Raw genomic sequence first — 18,364 nt, 5'->3', positions numbered from 1 at the left:
GTTGCCCAGACGCATAGTCCGTAGGCCGTCGCGAAGGAAATCAGAAACGCCGTCGCGATAGGTAGACGGTGCATGGCCGGGCTTATCCTCTTTGTTGCAGACTCGCCGACAACCTTCTGCGACCTGGAATGTTCTCGATAAAGTGTTTGCCGTAATGACATGGTTAAAGAACTGTTTCGAACGCGGTCGCTAGCTCGCCCCCGTACGTCACTTTTCCGGGGGTACCGGCACGGTTTATCGTAGCCAAGTGACTCGGTCTTCTTCGCAGCCTTACAGCCCGATGGCTACCTGGGCGACGACATCATCTCCACAGCTTCCCCAGACCGGGGCCTCAGCGTTTGACTGAAGGGCTGGATTGAAGCGCTGCGAGTTCCTGCTCTGAGATGCAAACGGTCGGCCGTGTCGGGTCGGAGATGTCGAGTTTGTCCCAAGGAATTCTATAAATGCCTTTGCGGTGTCGCATCCGAACGAGGTCGAGGATCGCGGTGCCGATCGACGAGGCGGCCAGACGCTCAAAGGCCGCGAAAATACCGACATGGTACTCTGTGACGAGCAATTCGTCGCCATGTGCCGCGGCGACGATCTCCTCCAGATGACCGATGCAATGACCCTCCTTTGAAAGGACCCGCCGGCCCACCAGTTGGTCGAGATTTACGGTATGCATCGTCAAGCGCCCGGAATCCTGCCGAGGATGTGGTCGCGAAGCCAGACCTGCCAGTCAAAGATAGCAGTCTTGCGCACGTCGATATCGAACTCGATGTCGAGGCCAATGTCGCGAGTCTTGCTCCAGGCTACCCGATGAGGGTTGGCGTGCCGTTCGCCTCCCAGCTTGGCGGCAAGAATGGCCATCCAGCGGCCGGGAAGCGGTCCCAAGCGGCGCGCCAGCGCAATTGAGCCGATTTCGACGGCAATGACCCTTGGGGGCTTGCCTTGTCTCAGCCGCGCCACTATCCCGTCCACCTTCCCGATCTTGACCTGATTTCGATCGACAATCTGCTTGTCCAAAACATCGCGTATAAGGCGCATCAACTGCCTCCCAATATCTGAAGCGGTATGGTTACAACCGCGAGGATGAAGCCAAGTGCAACAACAAACAGCACTGCCACGTTGGAGATAACGCCGTTGCGGTGCTGGCTCATGTAAGACTCGTCGTTCAGCAAAAAGAGAAATGGCACGACCGTCAACGGCAAACTGGCGGCCGTAAAGGCCATTGAAAAGATGGTAAGCTTGAGCGGATCAAGGCCGAGCGCGATCGGAATGGCGGCCGCGAAGATCGTCACCGTATAGACCGCGGTGAAGCCTGGATCGTCACGAGGCTTGCGGTCCTCACCCCAATTCCACCCGAACCCCTGCGCGACCAGGTATGCCTGCTGAAGGGCGATTTCGACCGTGGCGCCGAAGCAGGCGATGCCAAGCGATGCAATGAACAGCACAAAGCCCCTGAAACCGAACACCGCAGTCAGCATCAATGGCAATTGGTGGTAATCGTCGACCTGGGTGATGCCGTTCGCTCCAAGCACCAACGCAGCAATGATAAGCACGGCTATGGAGATCGTGCCGCCGAAACTCATGCCGAGCCCGGCAATGGCGCGATTGATACCGAGATAACTCCTGTCCCATTTGTCCTCGATCGCTCCCGCGGAATAGAACATGAAGAGATATGGCGAGATGGACGCACCCAAAATGCTTACCGCCATGAACCAGTAAGTGGCCGTGTCGTGATGTGGCAGGGAGGGCACCGAACCGACGGCGACCCACGTCCAGTCAGGCTTGAGGATAACCGCCGCTGCGACGAAGCAGAGCGTTACCAGCCCCAACAGCGAAACGCCTTTCTCAATCAGGCCGAAAGTGCCTTTCCACAGCAAGAGCCACGCAATGAAGGCTACCGGCAGGGCCCACAATTGGAAGCCTATCCCCGTGGCGAGTTCGCCAGCAATGGAGACCCCGCCGATCTCAGCAGACAGCACCAGGAAATTGACCAGAAACGTGGTGACCAAAGGCCAAAGGAACGCGTTGAAGCCGAAGCGCTCGCGAATGCCGTCGGCTATTGTGTGCTTGCTGACGGCTGCGAAACGACCGGCCATCTCCACGAGGAAAATGATGCAGACGGTGCCGAGGAGAATGGCCCAGATCAACTGAAATTGGAACAATGCACCGGCCTGGGCCGCTGTTGCTAACGAACCGACCTCCAGGAAGCCGCCAACGCTGGTGACCACGCCGAGAGAGATTTCCAGCAACTTTTTCATGGAGCTGTAGCTTGATCTACGGGACCTGCACCCCCGAACTTGGTAATGGCTGTGTGAAAATCCTGACGGGCTTGCTCTGCTTGCGCTTGGTTTCCGCTCCTGATGGCGTCCTCGGCCCGCCGGGCAGCGGCCGTGAGCTGCCGAGCCAATTGTTTGGAGGAGTCCGAAACGTGCGCCCCTTCTAGTTGGCGATCAAAATCAACTAACGTCTGGGCCAACGAGCGCATCGTGGCTTTCGCATAGTAGGAAGGAACGGCACCGGCGGTCCAACTGTCGATCACCATGATCGCTGAATTCGCGGCAGACTTCGCGGTCTGGGCCTGCTGTCCTCCAGCATTGGATGAAGAGCAGGCGGCTAGACCGGCCAGCATCAACGCGCCCAGCAGAAAGCACAGGGCGGTATTGGCGAACGATGCTGCGACGCGTGCCATTTGACGCGTAAAGCATTGCGTTTGAAAAGGTTCCGCAGCGCGATTTGGCTCTTACTCGCGTAAAGGCTAAAGAGGCCTCTGGCGAAGGCCGCTGCTTTTTCCATCTCTGCCATCGCGTCGTTGACGCACAAGTTTAAAGAGGTTCGATCGACAGCTCTCCACACACCCTCGACTGTTGCACCCGCTCCCACCGGGAAGATACCTATTCACGCCAACGTGCAGCATGCATCACCAATTAAGGAGGGGCGTCATTTAGCCGGATGGAACCTTGGCGTTCGACCTGGTCGGCGTTAGGAATTTTTCAGCGGCGACCCTGAGCCTTCAAATATCCTAGCTTGCCCCTCCGTTCGCCATTTCAATGCCCTGGCTCAGGACCTCGGCTTCGTAACCGTGTGAGGCGGCGGTTTCGCAGCGTTGATGGCGGCCGTATCGCTGTTTGAATCGTACGGGTATCCCATCGCGTTGTAACGGATCTTCCGGCGGTCTCCTTCTTTGAAAGTAATACTTTCGCCGCCGCTTAGCTGCTCCCCGAAAAGAAGCTTGAAACCCTTCCTCATTCGGCAAACCATGGCAGAAACCTCTCTACAAGACCACCAATCCCTCCCCCAAACGAAATCAGTTTGGGAAGCGCGCCAGCTGTCACGGCCGCAGCCCCATCTCCATCAATGTGGACTGGGCTGCCGGAATATTGCCAATGACTCGACGCTGAAGCCCCACCGCTCAATTTCGGGCTTTGCACCTTCTCGACATTGGGGGGTGATGGGCCATATGCATCAACCGCGAAGATTTTTTCAGCACCGGCCAGTTCGACGAAATTGCCGGCATTCAATGGCGTGCAAATCCGGTGAACGCCGCCATCATCGCGCGAGAAGCCAGGCTTGCGCAGATGCTTGCTTGCGGTCCCGTCGTATGCCAGACGTGTTCTGCTGGTCCGAGACCCTAGCGCTTCCAACTCGTCATCAGGGGACCCTTGCTTCCATATAAGGGGTCTTTACGAGGACGAACAACGGTTGGGATGGTCGCGACCGCATCATCGTGCTCGTCCTTGGTGGCGCATTCGTCGTAAGTGCCGAAGCGAGGGTATGCGCCGACAACCAAAAAATCATCGGATGAAGACAGACATTGGTGCCCGGTCCCGGCAGGGAGAATCGGCACGTCGCCGGCCTTCTTGCCGCCCAACCGGACCTTGGCCGTCCCGCGCGCCACCCCTAGGACCTCGTGTATTTGCGAATGGTAGTGGACGTAGTCATAGATGCCATTTCGCCAGCTATCGCCCCAACCGTTTGTTTTGAAAATCACCTCCATGACGGCCGCCGGATCAAGCCTCTCCGGCAGCTTCACCGCACCGCGATAAAAACAAGCGGCCATGATGGATGATTGGGCACCAGACCGTCATGAAACCGGAACTCATTCGATTTTCGGTGCCTCACGAGGGCGGCGACTTCCTCCTTACCCGGTGTTGCAAAACCGGTCTTGATCGCCTTTTTGGTGGTTTTCAAAATGCTCATCGATGCGGCCTCCGCGAATAGTTTCAAACACGTTTCATGTTTAACATGCAGTTCCGCCGGCTCCTCCCGCGTTGGCAGGCCGATGTCCAGTTTCCCCGCATGCAAGGGCTGAATCTGGTGGATTTCCCGACAGGGAATGAGGAAGAATAATGACGTTGAAGGCCTCATGGCCAGCTCAGACGTCCGGCACCGCTTAACGCCCGACGACCTGACTAATAGTCTCGGCGCGGGGCCCTCGGTCCCGCCAAATCCATTTACCGTGTCTTCCGCGCATTGTACGTTCTTAACAACGAGTTGCCTGCCATTCGGGGTGTTGTATATTTAGCGGGCGGCAACCCCTCAAGAAGCCGTGGTGGCCGACGTGGGACTGAGGAAGCTTCACCGGCATTCCCCTCCCGCGTCGGTCATTCGGGTTCAGTTCACGGCAGATCAATCGCAGCTGCGAGCCTTCGGATTGCGACTGCAAACTCCGCGGTGACCTTTACACGCTGGACGCCAAACCTCGCTGAAAACCTTTGCCTTGGATGTGGAAACTGCCCCGCCCACGCGCCGTCGCTCGTTGACGTCGTGCTGGGTTGATCCCTAGCCACTCCAAACCCTTGCCCGCTGCCGATCGGTGGCGGGCCTTTTGAAGATCGTGACGGACCTGATTTTCACCACCGGCTACATACGGCGGCAGAATCCCCTCGCGCTGCTGGCATGGGCGTGAAGCTTGGCCGGGCCCGCATCGCATTGCCAGTATGCGCACCCATGGCGAATGGCCGAAGATTTCCGGCCCACTTAGGGGGCATTTGCCGGCGATCCATGGCAAACGCGGCCCCGTGATTTAGGGAGCGCGATTCCACGCCAAGGCCCCGAGCGGCTGCCACCCAAAATGGGCATAGCCCATGGCGCTGTGATGGGGCCGTAAACCATAGTGCTGAGCAAAGGCGCCTCTACATGCCAAGCCCCGCTTGGGGCCGCTCAGCCTCCCGCTGGCGCTCAATCTCCTCTGGTTCCTTCTGGTCGATCTGTGTCAGTTCGTCTCTGGCCGCGCTGTTAGCGCGCAACAGTTCGTCCAATTTTGACTGTATGGCCTGTGTGTCCCGGTGTTCTGCTCTTTGTATGAAAAGGGTCATCGCCCAAGTGGCCAATGTCGCGGCGCCGTGCCAATCAAAGCTGCTGCGATCGAAAATAATCCACAGCCCGGCGTAGACGACCAGGATCAGAAATGCCCATGGCCTCGCGGTCAGCGTACCGGCTTGCGTGATGATGCTGGAGGCATTCATTTCCCGATTCCATTCTTGTTTTTTTCAACCAGTTTGGGGGATGTTGGTTCCGTCGTCCTTAGCGAGCTTCCCAAGCCCATCCGGTGATCGAAGTAAATCCCTTATGCCTGCCAGGCCGATCAGGGTGTTGGAACGCAACGAGCGTTTGGCCGGGCACTCATCGCTGGATCGATCCGACTAGCGCGTTAACGCGAGGTCCGCTTCAGATTTTGTCGCCGCATCGTCCGTTGAAGAGATCCGTGGGATGACCTTTCGAACTCCTCCTATGAAACGGCCGCTGAGATTGCCGAGGCGAAGTAGCGATACGGGCGCAGTGGGCTCCCAGAAGCGCAGTCGGGCCCCCGACGTCGCCGGCCTCAGGCATCGTCCCTTTGGTGACGAAGCGCTCGCCCATCAGGCGCATGCCGCAGGCCATCCAGGCGGGCAGGAACTGCTTCAGATTTTGCTCAAACCCCTTTGCATTATCGCCACCGTAATGGATCGGGCGCGCGAACACGTCGGACAAGACGGCAGGATCTCCGTCTCAGTCAGCGTCTGCCGACGAGGTTGATCCGGTCGAGCAGCTCTGCGGACTGTTCGATGAAGTGGGCCGGCCAGGGCTGGTCGTATCAAGGCCAAGCCGAGGTGATGCGTTAGGGACCGTGAACCGCAGAATTGAGCCGCGTACTGGTGCGGCGCATCCATGGAAGGGACGAAACGAATTGCGTGGAACAATCGCATGGGCGGACCGTTCTCAGGCGATCTTCAGGCTCAGGATTTTCTCGTGTTGCAGCCACCGAACGAAACCCATGACGAGGCTTCGCAGACGGTTTGCGATTTCGCAAAGCGTGAGGCCGCGTTGGGCGATCGACAGACCACCAATGATGCCAGATCGCGACGTCTGGTTGTCGTCTCGAATCGGCTCGGCAATGTACGCGATGTGGCACAAGCCGGCGGGCTTACAGCGGGCATCCTCGACGCCTTGGCCGAGCGTGGAGGGCTGTGGCTAGGGGCAAGCGAAGGGCACCATGGTTCAACCGCGAGCGACGAACCGCTCATCCACCTCGAACGCGTCGGCAAGATCGAGACGGCCGCACTGACGCTGCCGCAGCAGGAGTATTCGCTCTACTACAACGGCTATGCCAACAGTACGCTTTGGCCGCTCTTCCACTATAGGCTCGACCTCGTACAGCACCGCAGCGAGTTTCTGCAAGCGTACAGGCAGATCAATGCGCGGTTTGCCCAGGCGCTCGCGTGCTTGCTATCAGGCAATGATGACCTGATCTGGGTTCACGACTACCACCTTATCCCCCTGGCTGCGGCGCTGCGGCGGCTCGGATTGGGAAATCGGATCGGTTTTTTCCTCCATATTCCTTTCCCGCCGCCGGACCTGTTCGCAGCCACGCCTGACCATGGAGAACTTATCGCTGATCTGCTACAATACGACGTGCTGGGCTTCCAGACCGCGACGGACGTAACGAATTTTCGACGCTCCGTTCGCGCGACAGCTTCGACCACCTTCGACATCCACGGCGAAGCCAAAATCAATGGCCGAACCGTCCTGACGAGAAGCTTTCCGATAGGCATCGATGTCGACGCCTTCGCACGCATGGCTAATGATGCCGCGGAGGATGTTCAGATCGATTCCATGCGCCGCCAGATTCTCGGTCTCAAGCAGATCATCGGCGTCGACCGGCTGGATTACTCTAAAGGACTACCCGGCCGCATGCAGGCCTTTGCACGCCTTCTCGAAAGGCACCCTCAACACGAGCGGGCGGTAACGTATCTGCAGATAGCGTCGCCCACACGAGAAGAGGTCGCAGCCTATGCGGAAATACGCGCGCAGCTCGAGGCAACCGCTGGCTCCGTGAACGGAAAATACGCGGATTTGACCTGGACGCCGATCCGCTACATCCACCGCACCGTTCCGCGCTCGCGCCTGGCCGGTCTGTTGCGCGCCAGTCAGGTCGGGCTGGTCACGCCCCTGCGTGATGGAATGAACCTCGTCGCAAAAGAATACATCGCCGCCCAGGATCCAGCCGATCCCGGGGTACTCGTATTGTCGCGTTTTGCCGGCGCCGCTGAAGAACTCGCGCAATCCCTGATCGTGAACCCCTATGCGGTCGACGAGGTTGCTGACGCGATAGCGCAAGCGCTGACCATGCCGCTTGAGGAAAGAATTGCAAGACATCGTGCTCTGATCGAGCGCATCCGGCGCAATGATGCGGCACAATGGGGGAAGTCATTTCTCGAGGCGCTGGCGAACAGGCGATAGCCCAGGCTGGCGGGAGCCGACCGGACATCCTCTTCACGCACTGGTTCCAGCTCTCTGGAGAGATTTTCTTCAGCGCATGAAACGAGCGCCATTCTGCGACGTTGCCGGTGCAGGTGAAGATATATGGGAATAGCGCCATGAAACTATCGCTGTTGCAATTTCATGAACTTGCAGCGCCACGCGGAGAGGGGTTGCATCCGATTTTCTTGCAGCCCCGGATGAACAATCCGCCGGACCTTGTCGCTCTGCCGATTGTTGAGGTTGGCGACGAACGGAGCCCAAGCCTCGTGCTCCGCCTCGTACGACCACAGTCGGCAGGCAGCTGACGGAGTTCGGCTAGCCGTGGCGTTGCGGCAAGGGTGCTGCTGCTGCCGCGCCGCTGAGTAACGGCTTTACATCCCATGTTCGGCTTAAGGAGCGCCGCTGAGACGCGCCGCCGACGGCTGTATGGCGCCTCCAGCGTCCGCGTACCGCGGCGCGACCGCGCCTGGCAGGTCGCGGTGCGCTACCGCGGCTGGCCCGGGCCGGTTGACCAGCACGGTTTGGTCTTCATACGCGTCACACCGGCAAGCGGGAGTGCGCCGTCCTACGGTTGAGTCAAGCGATGAGCGGTCAGGGCTTGGGTGGAGCCACGGCCTTCCTTTCATCGTCTCCTGCCGATGCGGAATGATCAGATTGAGCAAGCACCCCTGCCATTGTGGCAAAGCTGACAAATGCTTGCCGGGCCTCTTCAGCCGGCATTTGCCCGGCAATTGCGGAGTTACAGCTTCTCAATGCGCCAGCATATAGTCGGTCCCGACGGGCTTTCGGCCATTGGTTCAAGAATACCAGAGCCTCCCGAACCGAGTTGATGTCGTATATCACGTCACTGGTCTTGACCGCCACTGGAGCAAGGAAAGCCAGATTGGCCATTTGTTACTCCTTCCGATTGGGTGAAGCATTCTCATTCTGCGGCATTCTCGGTTTTCGAGGCCCCAAGACTTTATTTTTTTATGCTGGCAATCCGCAAGGACGGGACTTATCCAGCCCCGGCCTTGCTTCGCGACCGTCATTTGTTGCCGTTGATTGGAATGCGCTTGGCGTTTGCCTGCGCCTTTTTGGACTTGGGCAATCTCACGGTGAGCACACCGTTCTTGAACGTCGCCGCCACCTTGTCGTCTTCAACCTCACGACCGAGACTAAAGCGCCGCTCAAAACGCCCATAATAGCGTTCGCTGAACTGGCGGTCCTTGCCCTCGGTCTCCGCCTTCTTCTCGCCGCGAAGTATCAGAACACCATCATCCAGCATGACCTCGACGTCGTTTTCATCGAGGCCAGGGATTTCGGCCGTCACCCGGATTTCCTGATCGGTTTCCGAGAACTCCACGCTTGGCCAAGTGCCGTTGAGAGGGGCCATGCGGCCCAGCGTCGAACGTGTGTCAAAACCGCGGAGCACCTCGTCGAATAGCCGGTTGACATTGCGGTGCAACGACAGGAACGGATCCATGTCGTCACCGCGATAAAGGCTCGGTGTCTGGCTGCTGCCACGGCTCCAGGGAATCAAGTCACGTACGTTCATTTCCTTCTCCTTTCCGTGTTGGGTCGCACCCGGACCCCACCCACGACAGGACGGGTGCCGGCCGACAGCCAGATTAGGCCGCCGCGCTTTCAATGCGCTTGGACGCCGCCTTGTTGTCGGTCTCGACATTGATCGCGATGCGGCGCGGCTTCATCTCCTCGGGAATTTCTTTCTTGAGGTCGATAGTCAGCAGACCGTTTTCGAGCTTTGCCCCGACAATGGTCACATGATCGGCTAGTTCGAAGCGGCGCGCGAACGACCTCAACGCCAGGCCATGATGGAGGTACTGAACCTCGTCGTTCTCTGTCTTGGCGCCCTCGATCACGAGCATATTTGGCTCCTGCGTGATCGTAAGCTCATCTTCCCCGAAACCGGCGACCGCAAGCACTATCCGGTAGGTGTCTTCGCCGAGCTTGGCGATATCGTAGGGCGGCCAGTTGTCCGCGTTTTGTGGCGGGCTGGCATTTTCGAGCATCTTGAAAACGCGGTCAAAGCCGATGCTCGAACGATAGAAGGGGGAAAAGTCCAGGTTCGTCCTCATAGCTACATCCTCCTTTGAGCAACATAGATACGAGGGAACGCCAAGAAGCCTGGCGCTCCCTGACAATGTCAGTCCCAATTGGGCGACCGACGCGTATGAGTTGGGACTCGATTTCCATCACGTCAAGAGGGTCGTGAAACCCTTTTTAGCGACCGTCTCGACGGGCTGGCTGGCAAGCGCCTCGACCAGTACCCATTTGCTCTGCTGATTGCAGGTGAAGGTGAGTATGACCATGACACGCCAAGACGTTGTCTCGGTCCTTGGAGCCGTCGACGACGCAACGATTGCGGAAATCATCGCGTCCGGTGCCTCGCTCGAGGAGCTGAGAGAGGCATGGGCATGGGCCATCGGTGATGAGGCGTTGATGAGCCAGGGTCGCCCATTGCCAGGAACACGGGTAGCAGGGTTGATCGACCTGATCGAGCCCGATGATGAAGGCGATGTCCAGCCACAGATGAATCCGGGCGCCGACGAATGATCAAGGGCCGAAATGGATCGCCACGGTTCGACCGCGCCGCTTAGCGGCGCGTATTGTTCTAAACGAGGACGTATGGGGCGCCTCGGCCGCTTGAGCCGCCGTGCCATTCGCCGAGAGTGAAGGCCCCTGTTTATACACCAGGGCGGCCTCCACCGACCTGGTAGTTCACTTACAGGCAGCCAGTTCCTTTAGCGCCTTTTCGGCATTGGCCTTGCTTGTATATGTCTTATTGCCGGCGTCGGTCAGTTTTGTGCCGTCCGGCTTTTTGCTCACAACCTCGCACTTCTTGGTCGCCGCATCCTTCGCAACCCAGTACTCCGTGGCTGCAACAGCAGGCATGGTGAAAATGGCGACAAGTGCACTGGCAATAGCGGCTTTGCGGATCATTGCTAACCTCCATTCAATGTCAGCCCAAAAATGGGCGCATTGCATTTTGATCGCCAACGATTTTGGCACTATTTTGACGTTACACCACGGCAGTTTGCGCCTGCGTCGGTCGACATAAAAGGATGAGGTCCAGAGCCATCACACGGCGCGCAGGGCGTTCCTGTCGAGTCCGAAGCGACTTGCCAACCAACGGACAGGCATCGGAACGTCGCCACGAACGAAGCATACCAACAAGCTTGCGGCGCGACCCGATCGGCCGGCTCGCCCTCGTTGGCTAAGTGGTGGCCGAGACTATCTTGGCTCGTTCGTCATACTAAGGTAAGTTGGGTCAAACTCTGCCATTTGAGCGAGCAGTCGCCAGTCCACGACGGTGACCGTGTGGTTGGCCCAGTTGACGGCCGCCGACTTTCTCAAGCTGCCAATGACTCGATACATGTAGACCACGGACAGTCCCAACACGTCCGCCAATTCAGCCCAGATTGAAACTCGTTCCATTCGTGTGCCCGACGACCTGCAGACGTATAAACAATTCGCAGATCAGATGTGCCAAGTGGGAGACTTTCGATCGGCGTCCCATCGCGACAATCCACTCCCGGTGGATGGCCGCGTCAACGAGGGTGTCCAGCCACAGCAACCGACCAAGGTGCGGCGCCTTCTCTGTGATGACGCGCAGCTTGGTGTGGTCGGCGAACATGACGCGGCACAATGATAAGGCTACGATCCCATGGTCCATGGTTTTGAGCAGGAACGCGTGGAGGTCTACAAAGTCTCCGGGCACCTGCAGCGAAGTGAATTGCCTGCCACCGTTTTCCAGAACTTTGTAGCGCGCTGCTAGCCCCTCAACGAGCAACGTGCTGTAGATTGGCCGGGAGCCCTCCGACACTAGGTCCTGTCCGACCGAAAATTCCTTTCCGCCCGATACGACGTGCGCCAGCATCGACCTTTCGGCATCGGAAAGAACATCGTGCTGGCCAAGTTGTAAGTACAACGGTTCAAGCATGGTCAATCCCTGGCGCCTGATTTTCTGAATCTGCCTGCATTTCCCGTAAACTACCAGCATAACGAGGAACCAGATCGAAGAAGGGAGATTGAGCTAGGTTCAAAGCGCAAGCGGGCGTTGAATGGACCGGTATTTCTTTGACGTCTACAACAGCGAGGGGCAGGTGCTGGACGAGGAGGGCCAGTTGTTCGCCTCGAAGGAAAGCGCCAAGGACGAGGCCCTGCGGGTCCTCCAGGATGTCGCGCGCGACGAGATGCCTGACCGCGATCTTTTCAAACTGACCGTCAAAGTGCGGAGCGAAAATGGAGCAGACGTGTTTGAGGCATCCCTCATCTTGATGTCTGGCTGGACCGCCGATCAAGCTTGATTTCACCGCCAACCCAGTGCAGCCGTTCATGCTTAATGTCTGCCATCAGGCCCGTGCCAACACAGCCTCGGGGCGGGCAGATGAAGGCTCGCGGCTTCATTCAGCCCTCCAGGGGAAGGATGCGGATTGCGGCTTAACGAGATTCCCCGAAAAACCACCGTGCCCCCGGGGAGGCGATATATTACTCAGGATATTTGCATACACCGTCCACGCTCACTGCCCAGCCTTCTCCTTCATGTCGTTAGCTCTGTCACCCTGGACGAAGCGTAACTGGCTTGTGAGCATGCAGTTCGACGTAACGGCGGTGTCGCCTCCATGGTCGAGGATGAGACGACAACCCGATATCACCTTGACCTTTGAGGGTGCGCACATCGGTCGCTTGGTCTCTCCTCTGTACGCATGACATGCGGCACCAGGACTTCTGTGACGGACGTCTCCTTCGCCGCTAGGACCAAAGTCTGATTCCGATAGAAAAGGTCCGAGGTCGGGAAACTTTCGCTCGCCCCGTTAGTTTTGAGTGCCGGCCGCCGAGCGGGAGAGAAAAACATGCCTCTATCTCTTGAATTTCGCGATATTGCGATCGAATTTCGGTGCCCGATCTGTTGCCATCCCACTGCCAGGAAAGGCTCATGGCTGATAACGGTTGGGAGGTTCAAATGCGAGGGCTGCGGAGCAACGGTGCGAATTGGCTACGAAGAGAAGATCGCGATTTTTGAAAAACACCGCATAAACAGGGCCCCTCAACAGAGAAGCGGGAGCATGGAACTGCGCATCGGGGAAATCCCGCCAGCCAAACCTAGGTCGCCAGCTCCCGAACCGGTTTCGCGTACGCGCAGGCCGAACGGGCTTTGTCAGGGTCATGCTTCAACTGTTGGCCGTTGTCAGAAGAAAAAGCCCGCTCCTAAGGGCAGCGGGCCAGTCGCATAGGAATTCGCGGCGGACATCACTGTAATCGGATCCCATTGGATTCTGAGGCGGTGCGAAAATGACGCGCAGGAAATTGGCGTCGGGCAGTACCTGATTGCTTCCAGCTACCAATGGTTTTGCCGCCACTAAGACGTGTATCTCGGACCCAAGCTGCCACCTCAAGGCTTTAGTGCCAGAGTTTCTCGCTCAACCATGCAAGCAGCTTGTTGCCGCCGATCGTTCTGCGAACCCGTGCTGCTGCCCATTGAGCCTTAAATGTCGTACCGACGTGGCAACTGCATACGATGCTGTGCAATTGCCGGTCGGTCAGTTCGAAGAACCGCTTGGCTTCTCCATAAGAATCATCTCTCAGGCCCAGCTCCCGCAATACCGGGTCCGCAAACGCCACGGTAATGGGCGAGCCCTCAAAGCGTGCCGAATCACGGGCCTCCCGCTCCAGATACTCGGTGCCGGTAAGAGCACCCAGGCGCCGATCTGGGTCTTTTTCCAGCAGCGCTGCCCAACGTTCTATGCGCTGTTGGCGAGACATGAACGGGTACGTCGACAAAGGCTGAATCTTCGCGACTGTCTGCAGTTGTTCCAGGGTTTGATGTTTCATGGTAGGCTCCTGTGGCTTGAGGTCCCCCACCCTTCAAAAAATTATCGCGCACCGACGCCCTGACAAGAGCCGGCCCGATGCGTATCGCGACAAAATTGACATAGAGCGCTCGTTGATGCGGTCGCTGTCATTTGCGGCGCTGCGAACGCTTGTGCTTGATTATCCGTGCGTTCAGTTCGACCCAGCCGGCAACCTCGAATTTTCTGGGCTCGTCGCGGTGAATGGCGGCGAGAAGCCCAAGTTCGAATTGACCGTGCCTAAGTCCTTGCTGTCCTAGACGCAGCCTCCAACAAGGCGGCACGACTTAAGGCAGAACTTGGCGGGTTCGTTCAACGGCCATGAAAATTTTTTTTTAAACCGGCGGGGGCAAATCTCAGTTCAGCATTGCCTGGCCGCAATAACGCCGGCGTGGCCAACAGGAAGTTGAGCATGCTTACGAAGAAACAGTTCTGTGTTGGGCTGGTGCTGGGAACTTTGATGATTCCGGCCGGTGTCGCTAGCGCCTCAGCTCAAGAGATCCCGAACGATTTCAGCGCAAATCGTGCAGCAGAAGCTGCCCGCTGTGTCGCCATCACGGCGAAGCAGCTTTACGACGATCAGGCGTCGCTCAACGATTTCCTCGACTCGCTCGACAGTCGCGGCTTGGGCACTGCCCAACCGCAAATCCGAAAGGCGTCGGGCTCGGGCTCGTGATCGATCCACGAACCGCGCAGAGGGGTCGATGATCAGTTGATGAGCACCGGTCACATCGAACGCGGCTTCATTGGAGTGCATCTTCAGGAAGTCACGCCCTCACTTGCCGAGGCGCTTGGCATTACAGGCACCTGGGGTGCGCTAGTCGCCTCTGTAGAGCCCGGTTCCCCGGCCGACAAGGCAGGAGTGCGTTTAGGCGACGCGTGATCGTCTCGGCCAACAATCACGATGTACGCCGCCGTCAGATATTCAGGAGGAATGCGTAATCCCGGCAGAAGAACAGGAACAGGCCTATTCTGTTGTGCATAAATAGACGAGGACAATCGCTTTTCGTCGCCATTGCTCTGATGATTACTATTGTGAAATTAAAACCGAATATGGGCGGCTGCGGATGAATTTAGTTATTCTTGCGGGAAAGCTTGCCAAGCAAGGCAGCCGAGACAACGACACCGGTCGTCGCCCTGTGTTGTTTCTTCCAGGTCTTTTTTCCTAAGTTCGAATGTCAGGGTACAAGGGAATTCCAGCGACTGGCCCAGCTAGGAGCGCACTACCAGCGGCACGAGCCCTTCATGGCGCTCATCGAGATAACAAACAATGTGGTCACCGACGCGCTCGAACGTGAGATCGACTTTCGCCTCCCCAACCGCCAGCTGACGGATGACAATATTGTCTATGCCTATTGGCAACCGCGGACGGTCAACCTCGATCGCACGGTTCCACCCGTCGATCCGAATTCCCAAACAGGCCTGCAGCATCATGAAGGCCGAGCCGGCGGACCAGGCCTGCGGCAGACACGCGACAGGATAGGCCACCGGTGCATCGCCAATCGCGCGGGTGAACCCGCAGAATAGCTCGGGAAGTCGCATGTTAAAACGAACCGCGGCCTCGAACATGCTGCTCATGAGTCTAACGACGCCGGTACGCTCTTGGTAGCGGGCGAGCCCGGCGGCACAGATGGCAGTATCATGCGGCCAGATGGAGCCGTTATGATAGGACATCGGATTGAATGGCACCTCGTCGTCGGCCAAGGTACGCACGCCCCAGCCGCTGTTGAGGTGACCCGACAAGAGCTGCTCGGCTATTGACGACGCCCGCTCCGCCGACGCCAGCCCGACATAAAGCAGGTGACCGGCGTTAGAAGCGCGCACCGCGCATTGTTTACCTTCCCCGTCTATGGCCAAGGCGTAGAAATTTTGGTCTGGCATCCAAAAATGCCTCTCCACTGCGTTGCGGATACTTTCCGCCAGAGCGCTCCAGCGCGCTGCCCTCACCGGGTCGCCGCGTCTGGCTGCGAGTGCTGCCATGCCCTGGTAAGCTGCAAAGGTATAGCCTTGCACCTCAACCAGTGCGATGGGTCCCCTCGGGATCGTGCCGTCGGCGTGGAATATGGCGTCGGCACTATCTTTCCAGCCTTGGTTGAAAAGCCCAGTGTCCGCCGCCCTGCTATAGGTCACGAAGCCCTCGCCGTTGCGCGTTCCGACATCCTCTATCCATCCGACCGCCGCACAGAGCGAATCCCACATGCGATTGACAAAGAGCTCATCGGCAGTGCGATCGGCGTAGGAGCAGGCGAGGTAAACATAGAGGGGAGTGGTATCGACGCCGCCATAGTAGCGGCCGAACGGCAGTTCGCGCAGCACCGCCATTTCCCCTTTGCGCGTTTCATGCATGATCTTGCCGGGCTCGGAATCATCGAATGTCGAAGTCTCGGTGGACTGATGGCGCCCAAGGAATGCCAGGACCCCGCGGGCAAGTGCCGGGTTGAGCCAAAGCATCTGAAGGGCGGAGATGACGCCGTCGCGACCGAAAGCGGTCGAGAACCATGGAATGCCGGCGTAAGGATACGGGCCGGTCTCAAGATCGGTGGTGAGCAGTGCTATGTCGGCGCGCGTGCGCGTAAGCCAGTCATTGAACACGCGGCCGGAACTGAAGACGGTGGCGCCCTGCCGCCGCTTCGAACGCATCGCAAATCGTGCTCGGGCCGCCGCGGCTCGAAAGCGGTCGCTGGAGGGGACTTCTTCGTCGTGACCAACCTCTACAAACAGCGCCCTTGCGTCACGCCTGCCCACTACAATGAAGAACACGGCGTGGTTGGACTGGATCTGGTCAGGCCGGGTCGAGAATGAAATATTCGACTGGCGCGCCAAATTGTCGAGCCCTTCGTAGCGAAACGTGACGCTTGCCTCGCCGATCAGCGCGTCATGGGCGTGACCTCGGCGGCTGCGCGTAGTGCCACGGACCTCGAACATGTCGCGAAAATCGGCGTCGAAGTCGAATCTCACAGGCAGGAGCACTTCGCGGCCAGAGTAATTCGTGAAGGCGACCCGCTCGAACATGCGATTTTGCCAGATGAACCGTGTCCGTTCGACGTGGACGACACCCGGCAGCGTTTCACGACCCTCTGGACCCGTTGTGGCCAAGTTCGTGAGATTGGCTGTGAACAGTATGTTGTCCTGGGACAGCGAAGCGCCAAGCAGGGAAGGAGTGCGCCCGCCGATGAACAGACGGAAGCGCGACAGTACGCGCGTGTCGTCGCGGAAGAGACCGTCGCCGGTGCCACGTATGTCGCCGTAGCCGTCGGAAACGATGAAGCAGTCCTCATGCTTGAGCGCAAATTGCCGGTGAGGCTCGCGTGGCGCCGAGTCATCGATCGGCGTCGGCGCCACAGCTGGGTCAAGCTTGCGATCTTCGGTTTCAGCGATCATGTCTGCTCTCCCGTTCGAAAGAGACTTTGTCCATGAGGGCGCATGCTTGTCGATCGTCGCCAACGTCAAATTCTTCACCAGCGCCCGCCTCGTCGCGGCATGGTCCGAACGCAAAAGCGTCGTTCGACTTGATATGCTATGATTGACGAATTTTGGATTTTGAGCAATCAGCCTTGATATCCAGCCGATCGCTTACGCCACCGATTCAGTTGCCTGACCAGCTATGTTTCCAGCATAGCGATTGCGTCGGGAGGAACGTCGCTTGTCGCCGGTGAGCGAGCGATAGATCGCCATATAGTCGGCGCACATGCGCTCGGCGGTGAACCGCTTTTCAAAAGTCCTCCTCACCCGAGCGCGATCGAGGTCACCTACGCGACGAACGGCCTTCACGGCCTCCGCGATATTCTCCACGATAAATCCCGACACCCCATCATCAATGACTTCTGGAACTGCGCCACGGTTGAACGCCACCACAGGCGTTCCACAGGCCATCGCCTCAATGGTCACGAGCCCGAACGGTTCGGGCCAGTCGATCGGGAACAGCAACGCGGCCGCATTGCCCAGGAACTCCGCCTTTTGCTTCTCGTTAATCTCGCCAATGAACTCGACATGTGAATTTTGCAGCACCTGTGGTTCGACGCTTTCTCTCCAAAACGAGCGGTCAACCGAATCGATCTTGGCCGCGATCTTAAGCGGCATTTTTGCTCGGGCGGCGATTTCGATCGCGGCCAGCGGTCCCTTTTCCGGAGAGATGCGGCCAAGGAACGCCAGATAGCTCGAGGCCTTCTGACGGAACGGCAGGATACCAGGCGGCAAGCCGTGATAGACCGTTCCGAGCCAATTGACCGGCGGCATCGGCCGGCGCTGATCCTCGGAGATCGAGACCAGCGGAATGTCATCGAACATCGCATAAAGTCGTGGGAGGTCCGGGAGGTCAAGCCGGCCATGAAGGGTCGTGACGGTGCGCCTGCTAAATTCTCTGATCATCGGAAAGTGAAGCACGTCGACGTGGAAATGCAGCACATCGAAAGCGTCCGCCCATCTGCGCACCTGCTCAAGCATCGAAACGTGACACGGCACGGGGTCCCTTCCTTTAGGGCTCAGGCGTAACGCAGCGTCGCAACACGCCACGAGTTCGGCCGAAGTCCTTGAGTCGCCGCTGGCGAACAGCGTCACCTCGTGGCCCTGTCGAACAAGTTCCTCCGTCAGATAAGAGACGATGCGCTCGGTACCCCCGTAGAACTTGGGAGGGACGGACTCCATTAGAGGTGCAATCTGGGCGATCTTCATTGTAGGTGCGTCCGCGACTTAAGATTCGACAAGGCCGACGGCATGCGAGCGCCGCTCCCTTTCGGCCGCAAACTTTCGAATTGCTAATATGTTCCCGAAAGACGTAACGACAG

Annotated in this window: 19 protein-coding genes and 2 pseudogenes; 4 read left to right on the top strand and 17 right to left on the bottom strand. The window is 58.3% G+C overall.

The window, feature by feature from the left end; genetic code table 11:
* Nucleotides 1-331 precede the first annotated feature (331 nt).
* The 9 genes and pseudogenes from JG746_RS36445 to JG746_RS36410 all read right to left on the bottom strand — a co-directional run.
* Nucleotides 332-664: a hypothetical protein gene (locus JG746_RS36445; protein ID WP_199200637.1), complete on the bottom strand. Its 333-nt coding sequence runs from the start codon at nt 662-664 to the stop codon at nt 332-334.
* A 2-nt stretch (nt 665-666) separates the two neighbouring features.
* A complete protein-coding gene (locus tag JG746_RS36440; RefSeq protein WP_199200636.1) occupies nt 667-1,026 on the bottom strand; it encodes a hypothetical protein in 360 nt (119 codons plus the stop codon).
* Nucleotides 1,026-2,246 carry an NRAMP family divalent metal transporter gene (locus JG746_RS36435; RefSeq protein ID WP_199200635.1) on the bottom strand — a complete coding sequence of 407 codons (1,221 nt, stop codon included), beginning with the start codon at nt 2,244-2,246 and terminating at the stop codon, nt 1,026-1,028. Before JG746_RS36435 ends, JG746_RS36440 begins: the two co-directional genes overlap by 1 nt.
* Entirely contained in the window at nt 2,243-2,677 is a 435-nt protein-coding gene (locus tag JG746_RS36430) for a hypothetical protein (protein ID WP_199200634.1), read from the bottom strand. Before JG746_RS36430 ends, JG746_RS36435 begins: the two co-directional genes overlap by 4 nt.
* A 553-nt stretch (nt 2,678-3,230) precedes the next feature.
* Nucleotides 3,231-3,506, bottom strand: a complete 276-nt coding sequence (locus JG746_RS36425; protein ID WP_199200633.1) for a hypothetical protein — start codon at nt 3,504-3,506, stop codon at nt 3,231-3,233.
* Nucleotides 3,507-3,616: 110 nt separating this feature from the next.
* Nucleotides 3,617-4,045: a cupin gene (locus tag JG746_RS36420; protein WP_244731057.1), complete on the bottom strand. Its 429-nt coding sequence runs from the start codon at nt 4,043-4,045 to the stop codon at nt 3,617-3,619.
* A complete protein-coding gene (locus JG746_RS37560) occupies nt 4,015-4,353 on the bottom strand; it encodes a hypothetical protein (protein ID WP_244731055.1) in 339 nt (112 codons plus the stop codon). Before JG746_RS37560 ends, JG746_RS36420 begins: the two co-directional genes overlap by 31 nt.
* A 767-nt stretch (nt 4,354-5,120) precedes the next feature.
* Complete coding sequence (locus JG746_RS36415; protein ID WP_199200632.1) at nt 5,121-5,453, bottom strand: low affinity iron permease family protein; 333 nt, start codon at nt 5,451-5,453, stop codon at nt 5,121-5,123.
* A 263-nt stretch (nt 5,454-5,716) separates the two neighbouring features.
* A pseudogene (locus JG746_RS36410) lies at nt 5,717-6,031 on the bottom strand (NmrA/HSCARG family protein); the annotation flags it as partial.
* Nucleotides 6,032-6,171: 140 nt separating this feature from the next.
* On the opposite strand from JG746_RS36410, the gene JG746_RS36405 reads away from it, so the two are divergent.
* On the top strand, nt 6,172-7,707 hold the full coding sequence (locus JG746_RS36405) for an alpha,alpha-trehalose-phosphate synthase (UDP-forming) (protein WP_244731053.1): 1,536 nt from the start codon (nt 6,172-6,174) through the stop codon (nt 7,705-7,707).
* Between the two features lie 612 nt (nt 7,708-8,319).
* On the opposite strand, the gene JG746_RS36400 is transcribed toward JG746_RS36405, so the two are convergent.
* The 3 genes from JG746_RS36400 to JG746_RS36390 form a co-directional block, all read right to left on the bottom strand.
* Nucleotides 8,320-8,619, bottom strand: coding sequence for a DUF982 domain-containing protein (locus JG746_RS36400; protein WP_199200631.1), 300 nt, complete (start codon nt 8,617-8,619; stop codon nt 8,320-8,322).
* Nucleotides 8,620-8,755: 136 nt separating this feature from the next.
* The gene (locus JG746_RS36395; protein WP_199200630.1) at nt 8,756-9,265 is read right to left on the bottom strand and encodes an Hsp20/alpha crystallin family protein; all 510 of its coding nucleotides are present in this window, start codon (nt 9,263-9,265) and stop codon (nt 8,756-8,758) included.
* A gap of 73 nt (nt 9,266-9,338) precedes the next feature.
* The gene (locus JG746_RS36390; protein WP_199200629.1) at nt 9,339-9,806 is read right to left on the bottom strand and encodes an Hsp20 family protein; all 468 of its coding nucleotides are present in this window, start codon (nt 9,804-9,806) and stop codon (nt 9,339-9,341) included.
* A 226-nt stretch (nt 9,807-10,032) separates the two neighbouring features.
* On the opposite strand from JG746_RS36390, the gene JG746_RS36385 reads away from it, so the two are divergent.
* On the top strand, nt 10,033-10,284 hold the full coding sequence (locus JG746_RS36385; protein WP_199200628.1) for a hypothetical protein: 252 nt from the start codon (nt 10,033-10,035) through the stop codon (nt 10,282-10,284).
* A 165-nt stretch (nt 10,285-10,449) separates the two neighbouring features.
* On the opposite strand, the gene JG746_RS36380 is transcribed toward JG746_RS36385, so the two are convergent.
* Together JG746_RS36380 and JG746_RS36375 are read right to left on the bottom strand one after the other, a co-directional pair.
* Nucleotides 10,450-10,671, bottom strand: a complete 222-nt coding sequence (locus tag JG746_RS36380; RefSeq protein WP_064982348.1) for a hypothetical protein — start codon at nt 10,669-10,671, stop codon at nt 10,450-10,452.
* 291 nt (nt 10,672-10,962) lie between these two features.
* Nucleotides 10,963-11,671: pseudogene (locus JG746_RS36375) on the bottom strand (Crp/Fnr family transcriptional regulator).
* Between the two features lie 121 nt (nt 11,672-11,792).
* Here JG746_RS36375 and JG746_RS36370 point away from each other — a divergent pair.
* A complete protein-coding gene (locus JG746_RS36370; protein ID WP_199200627.1) occupies nt 11,793-12,038 on the top strand; it encodes a DUF6894 family protein in 246 nt (81 codons plus the stop codon).
* 1,093 nt (nt 12,039-13,131) lie between these two features.
* On the opposite strand, the gene JG746_RS36365 is transcribed toward JG746_RS36370, so the two are convergent.
* Entirely contained in the window at nt 13,132-13,563 is a 432-nt protein-coding gene (locus JG746_RS36365) for a hypothetical protein (protein WP_199200626.1), read from the bottom strand.
* A gap of 429 nt (nt 13,564-13,992) precedes the next feature.
* Between JG746_RS36365 and JG746_RS37555 the strand changes: the two genes are divergently transcribed.
* Complete coding sequence (locus JG746_RS37555; RefSeq protein ID WP_244731051.1) at nt 13,993-14,256, top strand: hypothetical protein; 264 nt, start codon at nt 13,993-13,995, stop codon at nt 14,254-14,256.
* 536 nt (nt 14,257-14,792) lie between these two features.
* Here the strand turns inward: JG746_RS37555 and JG746_RS36355 are convergent.
* Both JG746_RS36355 and JG746_RS36350 read right to left on the bottom strand, forming a co-directional pair.
* Nucleotides 14,793-16,961 (bottom strand): amylo-alpha-1,6-glucosidase, encoded by a 2,169-nt coding sequence (locus tag JG746_RS36355; protein ID WP_199200625.1) that lies wholly within the window; start codon nt 16,959-16,961, stop codon nt 14,793-14,795.
* Nucleotides 16,962-17,153: 192 nt separating this feature from the next.
* Nucleotides 17,154-18,251, bottom strand: coding sequence for a glycosyltransferase family 4 protein (locus tag JG746_RS36350; protein WP_199200624.1), 1,098 nt, complete (start codon nt 18,249-18,251; stop codon nt 17,154-17,156).
* Nucleotides 18,252-18,364 lie beyond the last annotated feature (113 nt).

Source organism: Mesorhizobium sp. 113-3-3, assembly GCF_016756495.1.
GTDB lineage: Bacteria > Pseudomonadota > Alphaproteobacteria > Rhizobiales > Rhizobiaceae > Mesorhizobium.
The sequence above is the reverse complement of the archived record's forward strand: the minus strand, read 5'-3'. Positions and strand labels throughout refer to the sequence as shown.

Excerpts from the sequence above, each read along its gene's own strand:
- JG746_RS37555 (WP_244731051.1), top strand. The coding sequence starts at position 13,993 with ATGCTTACGAAGAAACAGTTCTGTGTTGGGCTGGTGCTGGGAACTTTG.
- JG746_RS36415 (WP_199200632.1), bottom strand. The coding sequence starts at position 5,453 with ATGAATGCCTCCAGCATCATCACGCAAGCCGGTACGCTGACCGCGAGG.
- JG746_RS36405 (WP_244731053.1), top strand. The coding sequence starts at position 6,172 with ATGGGCGGACCGTTCTCAGGCGATCTTCAGGCTCAGGATTTTCTCGTG.
- JG746_RS36355 (WP_199200625.1), bottom strand. The coding sequence starts at position 16,961 with ATGATCGCTGAAACCGAAGATCGCAAGCTTGACCCAGCTGTGGCGCCG.
- JG746_RS36385 (WP_199200628.1), top strand. The coding sequence starts at position 10,033 with ATGACCATGACACGCCAAGACGTTGTCTCGGTCCTTGGAGCCGTCGAC.
- JG746_RS36350 (WP_199200624.1), bottom strand. The coding sequence starts at position 18,251 with ATGAAGATCGCCCAGATTGCACCTCTAATGGAGTCCGTCCCTCCCAAG.
- JG746_RS37560 (WP_244731055.1), bottom strand. The coding sequence starts at position 4,353 with ATGAGGCCTTCAACGTCATTATTCTTCCTCATTCCCTGTCGGGAAATC.
- JG746_RS36400 (WP_199200631.1), bottom strand. The coding sequence starts at position 8,619 with ATGGCCAATCTGGCTTTCCTTGCTCCAGTGGCGGTCAAGACCAGTGAC.
- JG746_RS36445 (WP_199200637.1), bottom strand. The coding sequence starts at position 664 with ATGCATACCGTAAATCTCGACCAACTGGTGGGCCGGCGGGTCCTTTCA.
- JG746_RS36395 (WP_199200630.1), bottom strand. The coding sequence starts at position 9,265 with ATGAACGTACGTGACTTGATTCCCTGGAGCCGTGGCAGCAGCCAGACA.
- JG746_RS36365 (WP_199200626.1), bottom strand. The coding sequence starts at position 13,563 with ATGAAACATCAAACCCTGGAACAACTGCAGACAGTCGCGAAGATTCAG.
- JG746_RS36390 (WP_199200629.1), bottom strand. The coding sequence starts at position 9,806 with ATGAGGACGAACCTGGACTTTTCCCCCTTCTATCGTTCGAGCATCGGC.
- JG746_RS36380 (WP_064982348.1), bottom strand. The coding sequence starts at position 10,671 with ATGATCCGCAAAGCCGCTATTGCCAGTGCACTTGTCGCCATTTTCACC.
- JG746_RS36430 (WP_199200634.1), bottom strand. The coding sequence starts at position 2,677 with ATGGCACGCGTCGCAGCATCGTTCGCCAATACCGCCCTGTGCTTTCTG.
- JG746_RS36435 (WP_199200635.1), bottom strand. The coding sequence starts at position 2,246 with ATGAAAAAGTTGCTGGAAATCTCTCTCGGCGTGGTCACCAGCGTTGGC.
- JG746_RS36420 (WP_244731057.1), bottom strand. The coding sequence starts at position 4,045 with ATGGCCGCTTGTTTTTATCGCGGTGCGGTGAAGCTGCCGGAGAGGCTT.
- JG746_RS36370 (WP_199200627.1), top strand. The coding sequence starts at position 11,793 with ATGGACCGGTATTTCTTTGACGTCTACAACAGCGAGGGGCAGGTGCTG.
- JG746_RS36440 (WP_199200636.1), bottom strand. The coding sequence starts at position 1,026 with ATGCGCCTTATACGCGATGTTTTGGACAAGCAGATTGTCGATCGAAAT.